Source organism: Streptomyces sp. NBC_00984, from assembly GCF_045162475.1.
Classification (GTDB): Bacteria; Actinomycetota; Actinomycetes; order Streptomycetales; family Streptomycetaceae; genus Streptomyces.
In genome coordinates this window covers 3046146-3060788 of record NZ_CP108734.1, presented here as the reverse complement: position 1 = coordinate 3060788, position 14643 = coordinate 3046146, and the positions used below count along the sequence as shown (strand labels likewise).

15 protein-coding genes are annotated in these 14643 nt (G+C 69.7%); 7 read left to right on the top strand and 8 right to left on the bottom strand.

Going from position 1 to position 14643, the window contains the following annotated elements; all coding sequences use genetic code 11:
- Positions 1–3 precede the first annotated feature (3 nt).
- Complete coding sequence (locus tag OG520_RS13170) at positions 4–615, bottom strand: TetR/AcrR family transcriptional regulator (RefSeq protein ID WP_406013301.1); 612 nt, start codon at positions 613–615, stop codon at positions 4–6.
- Positions 616–716: 101 nt separating this feature from the next.
- Between OG520_RS13170 and OG520_RS13165 the strand changes: the two genes are divergently transcribed.
- Positions 717–2192 (top strand): MFS transporter, encoded by a 1476-nt coding sequence (locus OG520_RS13165; protein WP_406013300.1) that lies wholly within the window; start codon positions 717–719, stop codon positions 2190–2192.
- Between the two features lie 113 nt (positions 2193–2305).
- Here OG520_RS13165 and OG520_RS13160 read toward each other — a convergent pair whose 3' ends face one another.
- The 3 genes from OG520_RS13160 to sodN all read right to left on the bottom strand — a co-directional run bounded on the left by OG520_RS13160 (position 2306) and on the right by sodN (position 5603).
- Complete coding sequence (locus OG520_RS13160; protein WP_406013299.1) at positions 2306–2785, bottom strand: VOC family protein; 480 nt, start codon at positions 2783–2785, stop codon at positions 2306–2308.
- A gap of 642 nt (positions 2786–3427) precedes the next feature.
- Positions 3428–4762, bottom strand: a complete 1335-nt coding sequence (locus OG520_RS13155) for an NAD-dependent succinate-semialdehyde dehydrogenase (protein WP_406013298.1) — start codon at positions 4760–4762, stop codon at positions 3428–3430.
- Between the two features lie 445 nt (positions 4763–5207).
- Complete coding sequence (gene sodN / locus OG520_RS13150; RefSeq protein WP_093899557.1) at positions 5208–5603, bottom strand: superoxide dismutase, Ni; 396 nt, start codon at positions 5601–5603, stop codon at positions 5208–5210.
- 179 nt (positions 5604–5782) lie between these two features.
- On the opposite strand from sodN, the gene sodX reads away from it, so the two are divergent.
- A complete protein-coding gene (gene sodX, locus OG520_RS13145; protein WP_406013297.1) occupies positions 5783–6241 on the top strand; it encodes a nickel-type superoxide dismutase maturation protease in 459 nt (152 codons plus the stop codon).
- Here the strand turns inward: sodX and OG520_RS13140 are convergent.
- On the bottom strand, positions 6145–6774 hold the full coding sequence (locus OG520_RS13140; RefSeq protein WP_406013296.1) for a CGNR zinc finger domain-containing protein: 630 nt from the start codon (positions 6772–6774) through the stop codon (positions 6145–6147). The two genes, sodX and OG520_RS13140, sit on opposite strands and share 97 nt — an antisense overlap.
- An 89-nt stretch (positions 6775–6863) precedes the next feature.
- On the opposite strand from OG520_RS13140, the gene OG520_RS13135 reads away from it, so the two are divergent.
- The 3 genes from OG520_RS13135 (at position 6864) to OG520_RS13125 (ending at position 9006) form a co-directional block, all read left to right on the top strand.
- Complete coding sequence (locus OG520_RS13135; protein ID WP_406013295.1) at positions 6864–7625, top strand: class I SAM-dependent methyltransferase; 762 nt, start codon at positions 6864–6866, stop codon at positions 7623–7625.
- 146 nt (positions 7626–7771) lie between these two features.
- Positions 7772–8260, top strand: a complete 489-nt coding sequence (locus OG520_RS13130; protein ID WP_406013294.1) for a SigE family RNA polymerase sigma factor — start codon at positions 7772–7774, stop codon at positions 8258–8260.
- Complete coding sequence (locus OG520_RS13125) at positions 8257–9006, top strand: hypothetical protein (protein WP_406013293.1); 750 nt, start codon at positions 8257–8259, stop codon at positions 9004–9006. Before OG520_RS13130 ends, OG520_RS13125 begins: the two co-directional genes overlap by 4 nt.
- Before the next feature lie 57 nt (positions 9007–9063).
- On the opposite strand, the gene OG520_RS13120 is transcribed toward OG520_RS13125, so the two are convergent.
- Genes OG520_RS13120 through OG520_RS13110 form a run of 3 tightly spaced genes read right to left on the bottom strand, consistent with a single transcriptional unit; the run spans position 9064 to position 11743 of the window.
- Entirely contained in the window at positions 9064–9825 is a 762-nt protein-coding gene (locus OG520_RS13120) for an amino acid ABC transporter ATP-binding protein (RefSeq protein ID WP_406013292.1), read from the bottom strand.
- Entirely contained in the window at positions 9822–10772 is a 951-nt protein-coding gene (locus OG520_RS13115) for an amino acid ABC transporter permease (RefSeq protein WP_406013291.1), read from the bottom strand. Before OG520_RS13115 ends, OG520_RS13120 begins: the two co-directional genes overlap by 4 nt.
- 29 nt (positions 10773–10801) lie before the next feature.
- Positions 10802–11743 carry an ABC transporter substrate-binding protein gene (locus OG520_RS13110; RefSeq protein ID WP_406013290.1) on the bottom strand — a complete coding sequence of 314 codons (942 nt, stop codon included), beginning with the start codon at positions 11741–11743 and terminating at the stop codon, positions 10802–10804.
- Between the two features lie 520 nt (positions 11744–12263).
- Here OG520_RS13110 and OG520_RS13105 point away from each other — a divergent pair.
- Together OG520_RS13105 and OG520_RS13100 are read left to right on the top strand one after the other, a co-directional pair.
- Entirely contained in the window at positions 12264–13475 is a 1212-nt protein-coding gene (locus OG520_RS13105; RefSeq protein ID WP_385329419.1) for an NADP-dependent malic enzyme, read from the top strand.
- A gap of 200 nt (positions 13476–13675) precedes the next feature.
- A complete protein-coding gene (locus tag OG520_RS13100) occupies positions 13676–14641 on the top strand; it encodes a zinc-binding dehydrogenase (protein WP_385329421.1) in 966 nt (321 codons plus the stop codon).
- Positions 14642–14643: the final 2 nt, after the last annotated feature.

Sequence of the window (14643 nt, the reverse complement as noted above, 5' to 3'; positions counted from 1 at the left end):
CCGTCAGCTCACGTACGCGCCCGACCGTGCCGCCGCCGCGGCGGCCTCGGCGGCACGGTCGGCCGCCGCCTCGTCGAGCGGGTCGCCGCTGGCCAGCAACCGGTAGTAGAGCGGCGCCGATACGGCGCGGATCACCTCGTCCGGGTCCGTCCCCGCGGGCAGTTCCCCGCGCTCGACGGCCTCGGTGACGCAGCCGGACCACTCCTTGATGCGGATCGCGTAGAACCGGTGCAGCGCCTCGGCCGTGCGCGGGTCGCAGGTGGCCGCGGCGATCACGGACTTGAAGAGCGCGCCCTGCCGCGGGTCGGAGAGGGTCGTGACCACCAGCCGGGCGTTGGCCCTGAGGTCCTCGGCCAGGGAACCCGTGGCCGTACGGGGCGAGGACTGCTCGGCCATGTCGTCGAGCAGGTCCGCGATCAGGCCGGTGGGCGTGGACCAGCGCCGGTAGACGGTCGTCTTGCCGACCTCCGCCCGGCGCGCGACATCGGCGAGGTCCAGGCGGTCGAAGCCGTGCTCGGCCAGGGCGTCGCCCGCCGCCCGCAGGACCGATTCGCGGACCCGGGCGGTACGCCCACCGGGCCGGACGCTGCCTGGCTCCACACCCTCAGATGCCATAACGGGTCTCCAGTTCCATTAGTAACCCTTCCTCTGCTACGGTGACTCCACCTTAACGGAACTCAAGTCCTGTTAAAGCCTCTCCCTGAGGAAGACCCATCATGTCCGCACCCAGTCACGCCCCGTCGGATACGACCGGCCCCGCCGCCGCTCCCACCGTCTCCCCGTCGAAGACCCGCATGACCGGACGGCAGAAGCTCGTCCTCGCACTCCTCCTCGGCGCCCAGTTCATGATCGCCGTGGACTTCTCGATCCTGAACGTCGCACTGCCCGTCGTCGGTGAGGGGCTCGGCTTCTCCCTCTCCCACCTCCAGTGGATCGCCACCGCGTTCGCGCTCGCCGCCGCCGGCTTCACGCTGCTCTTCGGCCGGATCGCCGACCTCGTCGGCCGCAAGCGGCTGTTCCTCGTCGGCATGGCCGTCCTCGGCCTCTCCTCCGCCCTCGGCGGGCTCGCCGCCTCGCCCGAAGTGCTGCTCGTGGCACGGGTGTTGCAGGGACTCGCCACGGCGGCCGTCACCCCGGCCGGACTCGCGCTGCTGACCACCGCCTTCAAGGAGGGCCCGCTGCGCGAACGCGCCCTGGGTCTCAACGGGGCGCTGATGTCCGCCGGATTCACCGCGGGCGCCATCCTCGGCGGCCTGCTCACCGATCTGCTCTCCTGGCGCTGGGCGTTCTTCATCAATGTGCCCGTGGCCGCCCTGGTGGTCGCCCTCGCCCCGTCCGTCATCACCGACTCGCGGCCCGCCGGGCGCCCCCGGCTCGACATCCCCGGCGCCGTGACCGTCACCGGCGGCCTGCTGCTGCTCGTCTACGGTCTGACGCAGGCCGGCGAGTCGGGCTGGACCACGCCCACCACGCTGGCCGCACTCCTGTCGGGGCTCGCGCTGCTCATCACCTTCCGGGCCGTCGAGAAGAGGGCCGCGGCGCCGCTGGTCCCGGTACACATCCTGAAGCGGCGCAGCGTCATCTGGGGCAACACCGCGGGCCTGATCGCCTTCGTCACCGAGACCTCGCTGGTCTTCCTGCTCACCTTCTATCTCCAGGAAGTCCTCGGCTACGCACCGCTCGCCACCGGCCTCGCCTTCGGCGTCCTGGGTATCGGCACCGTGATCGGCGGCACGCTCGGCGGCCGTGCCGCCGGCCGGTTCGGGAGCCGTACGACCATCGTCACCGGCGGAGTCGTCCAGGCCGTCGCGACCCTCTCCCTGGTGGCGCTCGGAACGTCGGGGGAGTGGATCACGCTTCTGCTGGTGGCCACCTTCGCCGGTGGCATCGGCAACATGCTGATGATCGTCGGTTTCATGGTCACCGCGACCTCCGGACTCCCCGACGAGGAACAGGGGTTGGCCACCGGCCTCGCCACCATGACCCAGCAGGTCGGCATCACCATGGGCATCCCGGTCATGAGCGCCGTCGCCACCGCCCGGATGTCCGCCCTCGGTGACACCGGCCCCGAAGGCGTCCTCTCGGGGGTCTCGGTCGCGATCCTGGTCAACTCGGCGCTGGTCCTGGCCGGTGCGCTGCTCGCGGGCGCCTTCCTCGGCCCACGGCGTGCGAGGAGCGGCGCGCGGCGGTGACGGCGGGTGGGGCGACCACCGCGCCACCCGCTCCCCCTCGGCGCGGAGATACCGGAGGACGGATCCACCGTTTCCGTCGGATCCGTCCTCCGGTATCTCCGCGTCCGCGTGTCTCAGCCCTCGTCGTGCGCCTTCCGCAGCGTGGCGATGTCCAGCTTCTTCATGGTCATCATCGCCGCGGTGGTCCGTGCGGCCTTCTCGGCGTCCTGATCGCCGATCAGGTCGATCAGCGCCTCGGGGACGACCTGCCAGGAGACGCCGTACCTGTCCTTCAGCCAGCCGCAGGGCCCCTCTTCGCCCCCGTCGGTGAGGCTGCTCCAGTAGTGGTCCACCTCGTCCTGGTCCGAGCACCGGATCTGGAACGAGATGGCTTCATTGAAGGTGAACTGCGGCCCGCCGTTCAGACCGACGAACTTCTGGCCGTTGATCTCGAACTCGACCGCCATCGCCGATCCGGCAGGCCCGGGTCCCGCTTCGGTGTAGCGGCTGGTCCTGCCGAGGCGGGAGTTCTTGAAGACCGAGAGGTAGTACTCCGCCGCCTCCTCGGCCTGCCCGTCGAACCACAGACATGTGGTGAAGCCCTCGGTGGTCATCGCTGTCTCCCCTCGTGTACGCAGCCGCGTCATCTGCGCATGTCCACCCATATCGACCGATCCTGCCCCGAACATTCATCGGTGGTACGAGGAGCGAATCGACGGGGGACCGGCATCGGCCGACTTCATATGGTCCCCTCGGGAGAGGCGAAACCTTCGGCGACACGGCCGCGTTCCGGGTAAACGGCTTCGCAAACACCTTCGGGAACGCCTCCGTACGCGCCGTCGCACGCCTCCGCACGCGCCTTCGTAAACGGTTTTCTCGGGCCGGGGAGTTGCCCCTACGATCACCGCAGCGGGATCGCGCGGTCCCGCAGACTGCGGCGCCGTGGCAGAGCGGCCCATTGCGATCGGCGTCCGGAGGTCACCCGTACGCCGACTGAGGGGAAGAGGGCGGACCTGCCCTCCCCGTCCGCGGGTTGGGCGGACCTGCCCTCCCCGTCCGCGGGTTCGAATCCCGTCGGCACCGCGGTCGACCACCGGCGGACCAGGTCTCCCGTCCGCCTCCCGAACAGCTCCGCACACGCGGAAGGGCCCGACCGCTCGATGCGAAGCGGTCGGGCCCTTCGACTTGTTCGTCCGGCCGGAGCGGGCGCTTCAGCGGCGACTCGGGAGGCCGCGCCGGCCGCCGCCCGTCGGGACCTATGCGATGGTGCGGATGAGCTTCTTGTTGACGAACTCCTCGATGCCCGGTCGGCCCAGTTCCCGGCCGAACCCGGAGCGCTTGATGCCACCGAAGGGCAGCTCGGCGCCCTCGGCGCCGACGCCGTTGACGAAGACCATGCCGGCTTCGATGCGGTCGGCGACGCGTGCGGCCTGTGCGGGGTCCGTGGTGAACAGATAGGAGCCGAGGCCGTAGGGGGTGTCGTTGGCGATGCGCAGCGCGTCGTCCTCGTCGATCGCCGGGAAGATCATGGCGACCGGTCCGAAGAGCTCCTCCCGCGCCATGGCGTGGTCGGTGGTGAGCCCGGTGAGGACCCCGGCCGGGAAGTGGGCACCGTTGCGCTCCCCCTCGGTGTGCAGCGTCGCGCCCTCGGCGACGGCGGCGTCCACCTGGCGGCCGAGGGCCTCGGCGGCGGCGACCGACGACAGCGGCGCGCCGGACTGACGGGCGAGGAGCCGGGCGGTGAACTTCTCGACGAACGCGTCGTGGAGGTCGGACACGACGACGAACCGCTTGGCGGCGTTGCAGGCCTGGCCGGTGTTGTCGAGCCGGGCGGAGACCGCGGCCTCCACCACGGAATCGAGGTCGTCGGTGGAGAGCACGATGAACGGGTCGGAACCACCGAGTTCGAGGACGACCTTCTTCAGGTGCCGTCCGGCGATCTCGGCCACGGCTGCGCCGGCCCGTTCCGAGCCGGTGAGGGACACGCCCTGGACGCGTGGGTCGGCGATCATCCCGGCGACCTGCTCATTGGTGGCGTAGACGTTGACGTACGCCCCGGCGGGGAAGCCGGCCTCGGTGCACAGCCGCTCCAGCAGCGCCGCGGTGGCCGGACACTGCGGGGCGTGCTTGAGGACGATGGTGTTGCCCAGGGCGAGGTTCGGGGCAGCGAACCTCGCGACCTGGTAGGCGGGGAAGTTCCACGGCATGATTCCGAGCAGGACGCCCACCGGGCTGCGACGGATGACGGCGTGGCCGGGACCCGAGGTCACCCGCAGTTCCTCATCGGCCAGGAACGCCTCGGCGTGGTCCGCGTAGTAGTGGTAGATGTCGACGCAGAAGTCGATCTCGCCCTCGGCCTCTTCGAGCGGCTTGCCCATCTCCCGCACGATGCTGTCCGCCAGTTCGGCACGGTGCCGGTCATGGAGATCGCCGAGTCGGCGCAGGAGCGTGGCACGTTCGGCCACTGAGCTGTTCCGTCCCCAGGCGGTGGCCGCGTGGGCAGCGTCGACGGCCGCCGTGATCTCGGTGTCGGTGGCGGTCGGATAGGTCTGTGTGGTCGTGCCGGTGGACGGGTCGGTGACGGCGTACATCAAGTCTCCCGGAAGGGTTGGGGGTGTGGAGGCCGGAGGCCGGCCCCGCGTACAAGGGTGCCGCGGGGCCGTGGTCGAGGAGCCTACGGCTCCAGAATGGTGCGGACCCCGACGTTCGATTTGAGGTCCTCGAAGGCGGCGGCTGCCTCCCGGAGCGGGCGGACCGGTGCCGATCAGCTCGTCCGGCGGCAGCCGTCCGGCCAGGCTTCCGGCCGTGAGCCCGGTGTCCTGTGGGCGCCGACTGCACTCGGCCCGCAGGCGTTCGTATGCGACACGATCCCTGTCGGCCATGAGGGGGATCGATTCGTCGACCGTGCCGCATGCCGGGCAAAGAAAACCGCACCCGGTCCGTCACGGACGCCGTGCTCGGCGACCCGCGGACCGGGTGCGGAAAGGTAGGCGATGCGACCCGCGACAACCGTAGGTCGAACGGCCCGGCCGGAGATCAGGCCTTCTTGGTCTCCCAGAAGATCTTGTCGATCTGGGCGATGTAGTCCAGCGCCTTCTGGCCGGTCGCCGGGTCCGTGGAGGCCTTCGCGGCCGACAGGGCCTTGAGGGCGTCGTTGACCAGCTGGTGCAGCTCCGGGTACTTCTCGAAGTGCGGGGGCTTGAAGTAGTCGCTCCACAGCACCGAGACGTGGTGCTTGGCGAGCTCGGCGCGCTGCTCCTTGATGACCACCGCGCGGGCCCGGAAGTGCGGGTCCTCGTTGGCCTGGTACTTCTCCTGGACGGCCTTGACGGACTCCGCCTCGATGCGGGCCTGGGCCGGGTCGTACACGCCGCAGGGCAGGTCGCAGTGGGCGCTGACCTTCACCTTGGGGGCAAACAGGCGGGAAAGCATTGAGCTGTCCTTCCTCGTGATCGTCTTCTCAGGTGGGACATTACTCCGTGAGAGACGTGTTTTCGTGGGTGCCCCCATGGGCTTAGGCCAAAAGTCCAGGGCGAGGATGGGACCAGTGGCCGAATGTGCGGAACGCTGTACAGGACGTGTACTGGACGGACCGGGGAGGTGCCGGAGAGATGCGGGAGGTGCCGGAGGTGCCTGAGCTGACGCAGGAGCAGCCCGGCCGGGGGCTGGCGGCGCGGGTGCCGTTCCAGGTGGTGGAGGTGACCGGGCCGTCGATGGTGCCGACGCTCCATCACGGGGACTGGCTGCTCGTGCAGTACGGGGTGACGGTACGCCCCGGTGACGTGGTGATCCTGCGGCATCCGTTCCAGCAGGACCTGCTGGTCGTGAAGCGGGCCGTCGAGCGCCGTCGGGGCGGCTGGTGGGTGCTGGCCGACAACAGCTTCGCGGGCGGGGACAGTACGGACTACGGGGTGGTGCCCGAGGAGTTCGTACTGGCCAGGGTCCGGGCGCGCTACCGGCCGCTGAAGAAGGATCAGCGGTCGGTGCGGGGGGTGGTGACCTGGGCGGTCTCCGCGCTGCGGCCGGTGTCGGCCGCCCGTTCCGTCTCCAGGCGCTTGCGGGCCCGGTAGGCGGCCACATTGGCGCGGGTCGCGCAGCGGTCCGAGCAGTAGCGGCGGGACCGGTTGGTCGAGGTGTCGAGGTAGGCGTTGCGGCACGGCGATGCCTCGCACAGGCCGAGCCGGTCGACCCCGTACGAGGTGAGGTGGAAGGCGAGGCCCATCGCCGCGATGGCGGCGTACCCGGCCGTCGCGTTCGACGGGTGGTCGGCCAGGTGCATGTGCCAGTCCGGCTTGCCGTCCTCGTCGCGGATGTCGTGCCCGGAGATCTGCGGGCTGACCGGGAACTCCAGCAGCAGCGAGTTGAGCAGGTCGACGGCGAGCGTCTCGTCACCGCCGTCGGCCGCTTCGAAGACCGAGCGCAGCCGCCCCCGTACGGACCTGAATCGGGTCACGTCCGCGTCGGTCGCCCGCCGGGCCGCCTGGCCGTTGGCGCCGAACAGCTCGCGGACCGCCTCCACGGAGGTGAGGGAGTCCTTGTTGCGGGCCGGCTCCTCGGTGTTGACCAGACGTACGGCGTAGTCCGAGTAATAGGCCAGTTCCACTTGTAGTCCTTACGGCGTCGGTCTATGGTCGATGCAGCGAACGGTGTAATGGTCGTTTGCGGTTCCAGGGTATTACATGGAGGTTCCTGGTGACGGAGACATCGACAGGTACGGACTGGCGGGCCTGGCAGGAGAGCTGGGACCGGCAGCAGGAGTGGTACATGCCCGACCGCGAGGAGCGGTTCCGGGTGATGCTGGACATGGTCGAGGCCCTGGTGGGGCCGCGGCCGAGGGTGCTCGATCTCGCATGCGGTACGGGAAGTATTACGGACCGGCTGCTCAAGCGGTTCCCGGAAGCCACCAGCACCGGTGTGGATCTCGACCCGGCGCTGCTCGCCATCGCGCGAGGCTACTTCGACGGCGACGAGCGCGTCACCTTCGTCACCGCCGACCTCAAGGACCCCGAGTGGGCGCGGCAGTTGCCGTACGACTCGTACGACGCCGTGCTCACCGCCACCGCCCTGCACTGGCTGCACACCGAACCGCTCACCGCGCTCTACGGCCACATCGCCGGGCTCGTCCGGGACGGCGGGGTGTTCATGAACGCGGACCACATGATCGACACCGCGACGCCCCGGATCAACGCGGCCGAACGCGCCCACCGGCACGCCACCATGGACCGCGCCAAGGCCGCGGGCGCGGTCGACTGGGCCGACTGGTGGGCACTGGCCGCCAAGGACCCGGTCCTCGCCGGACCTACCGCCGAGCGGTACGAGATCTACGGTGAGCACGCGGACGGCGACATGCCCTCCGTGCACTGGCACACCGGCACCCTGCGCGAAGCGGGATTCGGTGAGGCGCGGGCCGTCTGGGCCTCGCCCTCGGACACCCTGGTGCTCGCCGTGAAGTAGCGGCGACACCGGCGAGGAGGGGAGGTACGGGCCGGTTGCCCGTACCGCCCCTCCTTTTCCGTCGTCTGCTGCAACCCGCCGTGCCTCCCGCCGCACTGGAAGGGTGAGACGGTCCGCACCCGCGGACCCGGAGAGGGGCGCCGACGATGCGGATCGATGACGATGCCGCGCTGCACGCCTTCGTCGAAGGCAGACGTACCGCGCTGTTCCGCAGCGCCTACCTGCTCTGCGGCGACCGGCACGAGGCCGATGACCTGGTCCAGGCGACGCTGGTCAAGGTGGTGCTCGGGGGGCGGCGGTACGGACGGCTCGACAACATCGAGGCGTACGCGCGCAAGACGCTGATCAACACCTTCATCGCATCCCGCCGCCGGTTCTGGCGACGCGAGCAGTCCTACGGCGAACTGCCCGACCGCGCCGACCGGGCGCCGGACACGGACACCGGGCTTGCGGTACGGGCGGCACTCGCCCGGCTCACGGACAAGCAGCGCGCCGTACTGGTGCTGCGCTACTGGGAGGACCTGAGCGTCGAGGACACGGCCGGACTGCTCGGGATGCGGGAGAACACGGTCAAGAGCCACGCGGCTCGGGGGTTGGCGGCGCTGCGCGCCGAGATGGCGGAGGAATTGGTATGAACAACGACGTGCACGAGCTGCTGGGGCGGGCCGCGGAGGACGCGGGGCAGCCGGTCACCTCCACCCGGACGGTGTACGCCGGAGCCGCCCGGGTGCGGCTGCGGCGCCGGGTCGGCGTCTCGGTCGCGGTGGTCGCCGTGGTCGCGGCCGGAGCCGTCGCCGCGCCGAACCTGGCCGCGAAGGGGGACACGCAGGAGACCACGGTGGCGGCCCCGGTCGAGCTCGCGGGGAACGGCGGCCGGGCGGAGGAACTGGTGAAGGTGCTGCCCAAGGGCGTCGGGGACGTCGAGCAGGTCTCGCTCTCCGTCATCCTCAAGGGCGACACCTCCGAACAGGAGATGCCGCATCTGGCGGGACCGCTGGACGGGCACTACTCCGTACGCAAGGACGGCGGCGTCGGCTATCTCGTCATCGGCTACCTGGACACCGGGAGCCGCGTCGCGGGGAGTGATCCGTGCAAGCCCGCCCACGGGGTGCCGGGCATGGCGGACTGCGTGAACGAGAAGGTGCCGGGCGGCGGGGTGCTGACGATCTGGAGCGACCCGATGAACTACGACGGTGCGCCGAAGTGGGGACGGGAGCTGGCCGGCCGGCTCGTGCTGAAGGACGGCGGTGTGCTGAGCATCCGCGACAGCACCGGCTTCAAGGGCGAGCGGGCGCAGGGGCCTGTCATGAAGACGGCGCCGCTGACCCGTGCCCAGCTGCGGACGCTGCTGCTCAGCCCGGAGCTGCTGCCCAAGAAGTAGGGGGGAGGGGAGAGGACGGTACGGACCTCGGGGTCGTACCGCCCTCTCCCTGTTCTCCTACAGCACCTTCGACAGGAACGACTTCGTCCGGTCGTGCTGCGGGTTGGTCAGCACGTCGCGCGGGTGGCCCGACTCGACCACCACACCGTCGTCCATGAAGACCAGCGCGTCGCCGACCTCGCGGGCGAAGCCCATCTCATGGGTCACGACGATCATCGTCATGCCGTCCTCCGCGAGGCCGCGCATGACGTCCAGGACATCGCCCACCAGCTCCGGGTCGAGCGCCGACGTCGGCTCGTCGAAGAGCATCAGCTTCGGCTCCATGGCCAGGGCGCGGGCGATGGCCACCCGCTGCTGCTGTCCGCCGGAGAGCTGGGAGGGGTAGTTCTTCGCCTTGTCGCCGAGGCCGACCCGGTCCAGCAGCCGTTCGGCCCGCGCCCTCGCGACGGCCCTGGACTCGCGCTTGACCTGGACGGGGGCCTCCATGACGTTCTCGATCGCCGTCATGTGCGGGAAGAGGTTGAAGCGCTGGAAGACCATGCCGATGTCCCGGCGCTTCAGCGCGACCTCGCTGTCCTTGAGCTCGTAGAGCTTGTCGCCCTTCTGGCGGTGGCCCACCAGCTCGCCGTCGACGTACAGCCGGCCGGCGTTGATCTGCTCCAGGTGGTTGATGCACCGGAGGAACGTCGACTTGCCGGAACCGGACGGGCCGATCAGACAGAAGACCTCCTGCGGCGCGACCTCCAGGTCGATGCCCTTGAGGATGTGCGCGGCGCCGAAGGACTTGTGGACGCCCTCGGCCTTCACCATGGTGGTCATGCCATGCCTCCCTTCGGGCGGCCCAGGGACAGGAGATTGGCCCTGACCTTCTGGAACGGGGTGGGCGGCAGGCTGCGGCTCGAACCCCGCGCGTAGTACCGCTCCAGGTAGTACTGGCCGATGCTCAGCACCGAGGTCATGATCAGATACCAGGCCGCGGCCAGGAAGTACATCTCGACCGGGGCTCCGGACGCCTGCCCGATGTCCTGGGCGTACTTGAACAGCTCGTAGAACTGCACGGCCGCCACCAGCGACGTGGTCTTGAGCATGTTGATCACTTCGTTGCCCGTGGGCGGCACGATCACCCGCATGGCCTGCGGGATCACGACGCGGCGCAGGGTCTTGCCGTGGCTCATGCCCAGCGCGTGCGACGCCTCCGCCTGGCCCTCGTCGACCGAGAGCAGACCCGCGCGGCAGATCTCGGCCATGTACGCGGCCTCGTTGAGACCCAGGCCGAGCAGCGCCGTCAGCAGCGGCGTCATGAAGCTCGACCAGTAGTCCTTGTAGATCGGCATGAGGTCGATGTACTCGAAGACCAGGCCCAGGTTGAACCAGACGAACAGCTGGACCAGGACCGGGGTGCCGCGGAAGAACCAGATGTAGAACCAGGCGATCGACGAGGTCACCGGGTTCCTGGACAGCCGCATCACGGCCAGCAGGATGCCGCCGACGATGCCGATGACCATGGACAGCGCGGTCAGCAGCAGGGTCTGGCTGACGCCCTTGAGGATGCGGTGGTCGAAGAAGTAGTCGGGGACCGCACCCCAGTTGATCTTGCCTTGGCTGAAGGCGTAGACGATCGCGGCGAGTGCCCCGATCGCGACGACCGCCGAGACGTACCGGCCGTAGTGCCGGACCGGAATGGCCCTGATCGCCTCGGGGCCGGATGGTGGGGCGGAGGGTATGGGCGGCTGGTCGGCCGGCCACGTCTTCTCGATGTCAGTCACAGGAAGAACCTTTCAGCGCCGGTGCCTGCTCAGGATCCGCCGTTCAGCTCGGCCTCGGTGACCGCGCCGGCCTCCACACCCCACTTGGAGATGATCTTGTTGTACTCGCCGTTCTTGATGATCGCCTCCAGGGCCGCCTGAATGGCCTTGGTCAGCTGGTCGTTGCCCTTGGCGACGGCGATGCCGTACGGGGCGGCCTCGACCTGCTCGCCGACGATCTGGAAGTCCTTGCCGCCGCCCGAGGTCTTCACCGCGTACGCGGCCACCGGGAAGTCGGAGGAACCGGCGTCGACGCCACCGCTGCGCAGCCGGGTCTGGGCCTCCAGGTCGTTGTCGAAGGTCTCGATGGCGATCTTCTCGCCGCCGGTGCACTTCTTCGACTCGGCCTTGGCGAGGTTGTGCGAGACGGTGCCGCGCTGGACCGCGATCTTCTTGCCGCAGAGGTCGGCCCAGGTCCTGATCCCCTGGTCGTCGCCCTTCGGGGTGTAGATCGAGACACCTGCGGTGAAGTAGTCGACGAAGTCGACGCCCTCGCCGACCTTCTTCTTCGTCTCGGAGTCGACGCCCTGCTGGCGGTCCTTGGTGTCGGTCATCGAGGACATCGCCAGGTCGTAGCGCTTGGAGCGCAGGCCGGTGATCAGCGTGTCGAACGTGCCGTTCTGGAACTGGAGGGTCACGCCGAGCTGCTTGCCGATCGCGGCGGCGATGTCGGGGTCGATGCCGACCGTATTGCCGGACTTGTCCTTGAACTCGACCGGCGGATAGGCAATGTCCGAACCGACCTTGATGACTCCCTTGTCCCTGATCTCCTTGGGCAGGAGACCGGAGAGCGGGGCCGACGAGTTGTTCGTCGACCCGTTCTTGGTCTGGTCGCCACAGGCGGCCAGCAGCATGGTGCCGGCGACCGCGATGGCGCCGACCGCTGCGATCCGGGCTTTCGCGGCTGGGCGACGTGTGGTGCGTGCGGTCATGATCGAGGTTCCTCCGGCAGGTGAGGGTGGTGTTACCAGGCGGTATGGACACACGACTGTGGACTCGCCCCCCTGTGTGATTAGGGCATCTTGCCATTCGGACTGGCTCAAACTTGCCGCTGCTCATATCAAAATCGGATAACGGGCGATTCCCGAACCTCAGAAGGCCGGTACGCGAGGCCGGACCATCCGCGGGGTTTCCCTCTTCACGCCGGAAGATCTGTGGCACGTCTCGACTGGTGGACGCTTTCGTCGCTCGGCGGACTTGTCCAGATATTCGACTATGAGTCACGTCACCGAGTCGATTTGGACTCGTCCATGACGTGGTCCTTCGGGTAAGAAAGACCTTTACACCCCTCATCCGGGGCTCAGGGCGCGTGTGCGGCGCGCCCGCGCGTATGTATTTCCCCCTGCCGGGGCGGGCCAACCGTCGACGCGGGGCACGTACGCGGTGCCCGCCCACCCCTCCTCAACCAGGAGTGGCCACCCTCAAACGATGAAGACTTAAGGGGTCAACGCCATGGCAGCGGAGATCGTCAATCCTCGCAGCGACAGCACCACTGACAGCACCACCGATGAGCCGTTCGATCCGGCCTTCGCTCTCCACCGCGGGGGGAAGATGGCCGTGCAGGCCACCGTTCCCATCCGTGACAAGGACGACCTGTCCCTCGCGTACACGCCCGGCGTCGCCAAGGTGTGCAGCGCCATCGCGGAGAATCCCGAGCTGGTCCACGACTACACCTGGAAGTCGCAGGTCGTCGCCGTCGTGACGGACGGCACCGCGGTGCTCGGCCTCGGTGACATCGGACCCGAGGCCTCCCTCCCGGTGATGGAGGGCAAGGCGATCCTCTTCAAGCAGTTCGGCGGCGTCGACGCGGTGCCGATCGCGCTCGCGACCACCGACGCGGACGAGATCGTCGAGACGGTCGTCCGGCTCGCGCCCTCCTTCGGCGGCGTGAACCTGGAGGACATCTCGGCGCCGCGCTGCTTCGAGATCGAGCGCAAGCTCCAGGAGCGGCTCGACATCCCGGTCTTCCACGACGACCAGCACGGCACCGCCGTCGTGACGCTCGCGGCCCTGCGGAACGCCGCGAAGCTGTCCGGCCGCAGCCTCGGCGATCTGCGCGCCGTCATCTCCGGCGCCGGCGCCGCCGGGGTGGCCATCGCGAAGTTCCTGCTGGAGGCGGGGCTCGGCGATGTCGCCGTGGCCGACCGCAAGGGCATCGTGAGCCGGGACCGCGAGGACCTGACCGAGGTCAAGCGCGAGCTGGCCGAGCTCACCAACCGGGCCGGGATCTCCGGCCCGCTGGAGAGCGCGCTGGCCGGCGCGGACGTCTTCATCGGCGTCTCCGGCGGTACGGTCCCCGAGGCGGCCGTCGCCTCGATGGCTCCCGGCGCGTTCGTCTTCGCCATGGCGAACCCGAACCCCGAGGTCCACCCCGACATCGCGCACAAGTACGCGGCCGTCGTGGCGACCGGGCGGTCCGACTACCCGAACCAGATCAACAATGTGCTGGCCTTCCCCGGCATCTTCGCGGGCGCCCTCCAGGTCCGGGCCTCCCGGATCACCGAGGGCATGAAGATCGCCGCGGCGAACGCGCTGGCCGACGTCGTGGGCGACGAGCTCGCGGCGGACTACGTGATCCCGTCGCCGTTCGACGAGCGGGTGGCCCCGGCGGTCACCGCCGCGGTGGCGGCCGCCGCACGGGCGGAGGGCGTGGCCCGGCGCTGAGCCATGGGGCGGGTGGGGTGCGGGTTCCCGGGTGCGGGGTGCGCCTGCGGCGGGCTTGTTCCCCACCCCGCCCCTTCCGGTAACCGGGGGCTCCGCCCCCGGACCCCCGCTCCTCAATCGCCGGAGGGGCTTGAACGCGCGGCGCGCGTCACACCCGCGGCCGGTTACGCCCGGCCCGTGCCCGGCCTATCGTCGGGGCCATGTTCGCCGCCTACGCATCCCGCATCGACCGCGACCAGCCCCTCAACGGCCTTGAGCTGGGTGAACGCCCCGCCCCCGAGGCACGCCCCGGCTGGACCACCGTCAACGTCCGGGCCGCCTCCCTCAACCACCACGACCTCTGGTCCCTGCGCGGCGTCGGCCTCGCCGAGGACAAGCTGCCGATGATCCTCGGCTGCGACGCGGCCGGAACCGACGAGGACGGCAACGAAGTCGTCCTGCACTCCGTCATCGGCCAGACCGGCCACGGCGTCGGCCCGAAGGAACCCCGCTCCATCCTCACCGAGCGCTACCAGGGCACCTTCGCCGAGCAGGTCACCGTCCCCAGCTGGAACGTGCTGCCCAAGCCGAAGGAGCTCACCTTCGAGCAGGCCGCCTGCCTGCCGACCGCCTGGCTCACCGCGTACCGGATGCTCTTCACCAACGCCGGGGTGCGCCCCGGCGACTCGGTCCTCGTCCAGGGCGCGGGCGGCGGCGTCGCCACCGCCGCGATCGTGCTCGGCCGGGCGGCCGGGCTGCGGATCTACGCCACCAGCCGCGACGAGGCCAAGCGCAAGCGCGCCGTCGAACTCGGCGCGATCGAGGCGTTCGAACCGGGCGCGCGGCTGCCGCAGCGCGTCGACGCGGTCATCGAGACGGTCGGCGCGGCCACCTGGTCCCACTCCGTGAAGTCGCTGCGCCCCGGCGGCACGCTCGTCATCTCCGGCGCGACCAGCGGCGACCGGCCCTCGCACGCCGAGCTGACCCGGATCTTCTTCCTGGAGCTGAAGGTCGTCGGCTCGACCATGGGCTCCAAGGACGAGCTGGAGGACCTGCTGGCGTTCTGCGCGACCACCGGTGTGCGGCCCGTCATCGACGAGGTGCTGCCGCTGGACCGGGCCCGCGAGGGGTTCGAACGGCTGGAATCGGGCGACCAGTTCGGAAAAATTGTGCTCACCTGCTCTTGAGG

Bases quoted from the DNA above. Each gene is read 5' to 3' on its own strand.
- OG520_RS13130 (WP_406013294.1), top strand. From the start codon at position 7,772: ATGCGGATCGATGACGATGCCGCGCTGCACGCCTTCGTCGAAGGCAGA.
- OG520_RS13110 (WP_406013290.1), bottom strand. From the start codon at position 11,743: ATGACCGCACGCACCACACGTCGCCCAGCCGCGAAAGCCCGGATCGCA.
- OG520_RS13125 (WP_406013293.1), top strand. From the start codon at position 8,257: ATGAACAACGACGTGCACGAGCTGCTGGGGCGGGCCGCGGAGGACGCG.
- OG520_RS13160 (WP_406013299.1), bottom strand. From the start codon at position 2,785: ATGACCACCGAGGGCTTCACCACATGTCTGTGGTTCGACGGGCAGGCC.
- OG520_RS13100 (WP_385329421.1), top strand. From the start codon at position 13,676: ATGTTCGCCGCCTACGCATCCCGCATCGACCGCGACCAGCCCCTCAAC.
- sodN (WP_093899557.1), bottom strand. From the start codon at position 5,603: ATGCTTTCCCGCCTGTTTGCCCCCAAGGTGAAGGTCAGCGCCCACTGC.
- OG520_RS13105 (WP_385329419.1), top strand. From the start codon at position 12,264: ATGGCAGCGGAGATCGTCAATCCTCGCAGCGACAGCACCACTGACAGC.
- OG520_RS13120 (WP_406013292.1), bottom strand. From the start codon at position 9,825: ATGACCACCATGGTGAAGGCCGAGGGCGTCCACAAGTCCTTCGGCGCC.
- OG520_RS13155 (WP_406013298.1), bottom strand. From the start codon at position 4,762: ATGTACGCCGTCACCGACCCGTCCACCGGCACGACCACACAGACCTAT.
- sodX (WP_406013297.1), top strand. From the start codon at position 5,783: ATGCGGGAGGTGCCGGAGGTGCCTGAGCTGACGCAGGAGCAGCCCGGC.
- OG520_RS13170 (WP_406013301.1), bottom strand. From the start codon at position 615: ATGGCATCTGAGGGTGTGGAGCCAGGCAGCGTCCGGCCCGGTGGGCGT.
- OG520_RS13165 (WP_406013300.1), top strand. From the start codon at position 717: ATGTCCGCACCCAGTCACGCCCCGTCGGATACGACCGGCCCCGCCGCC.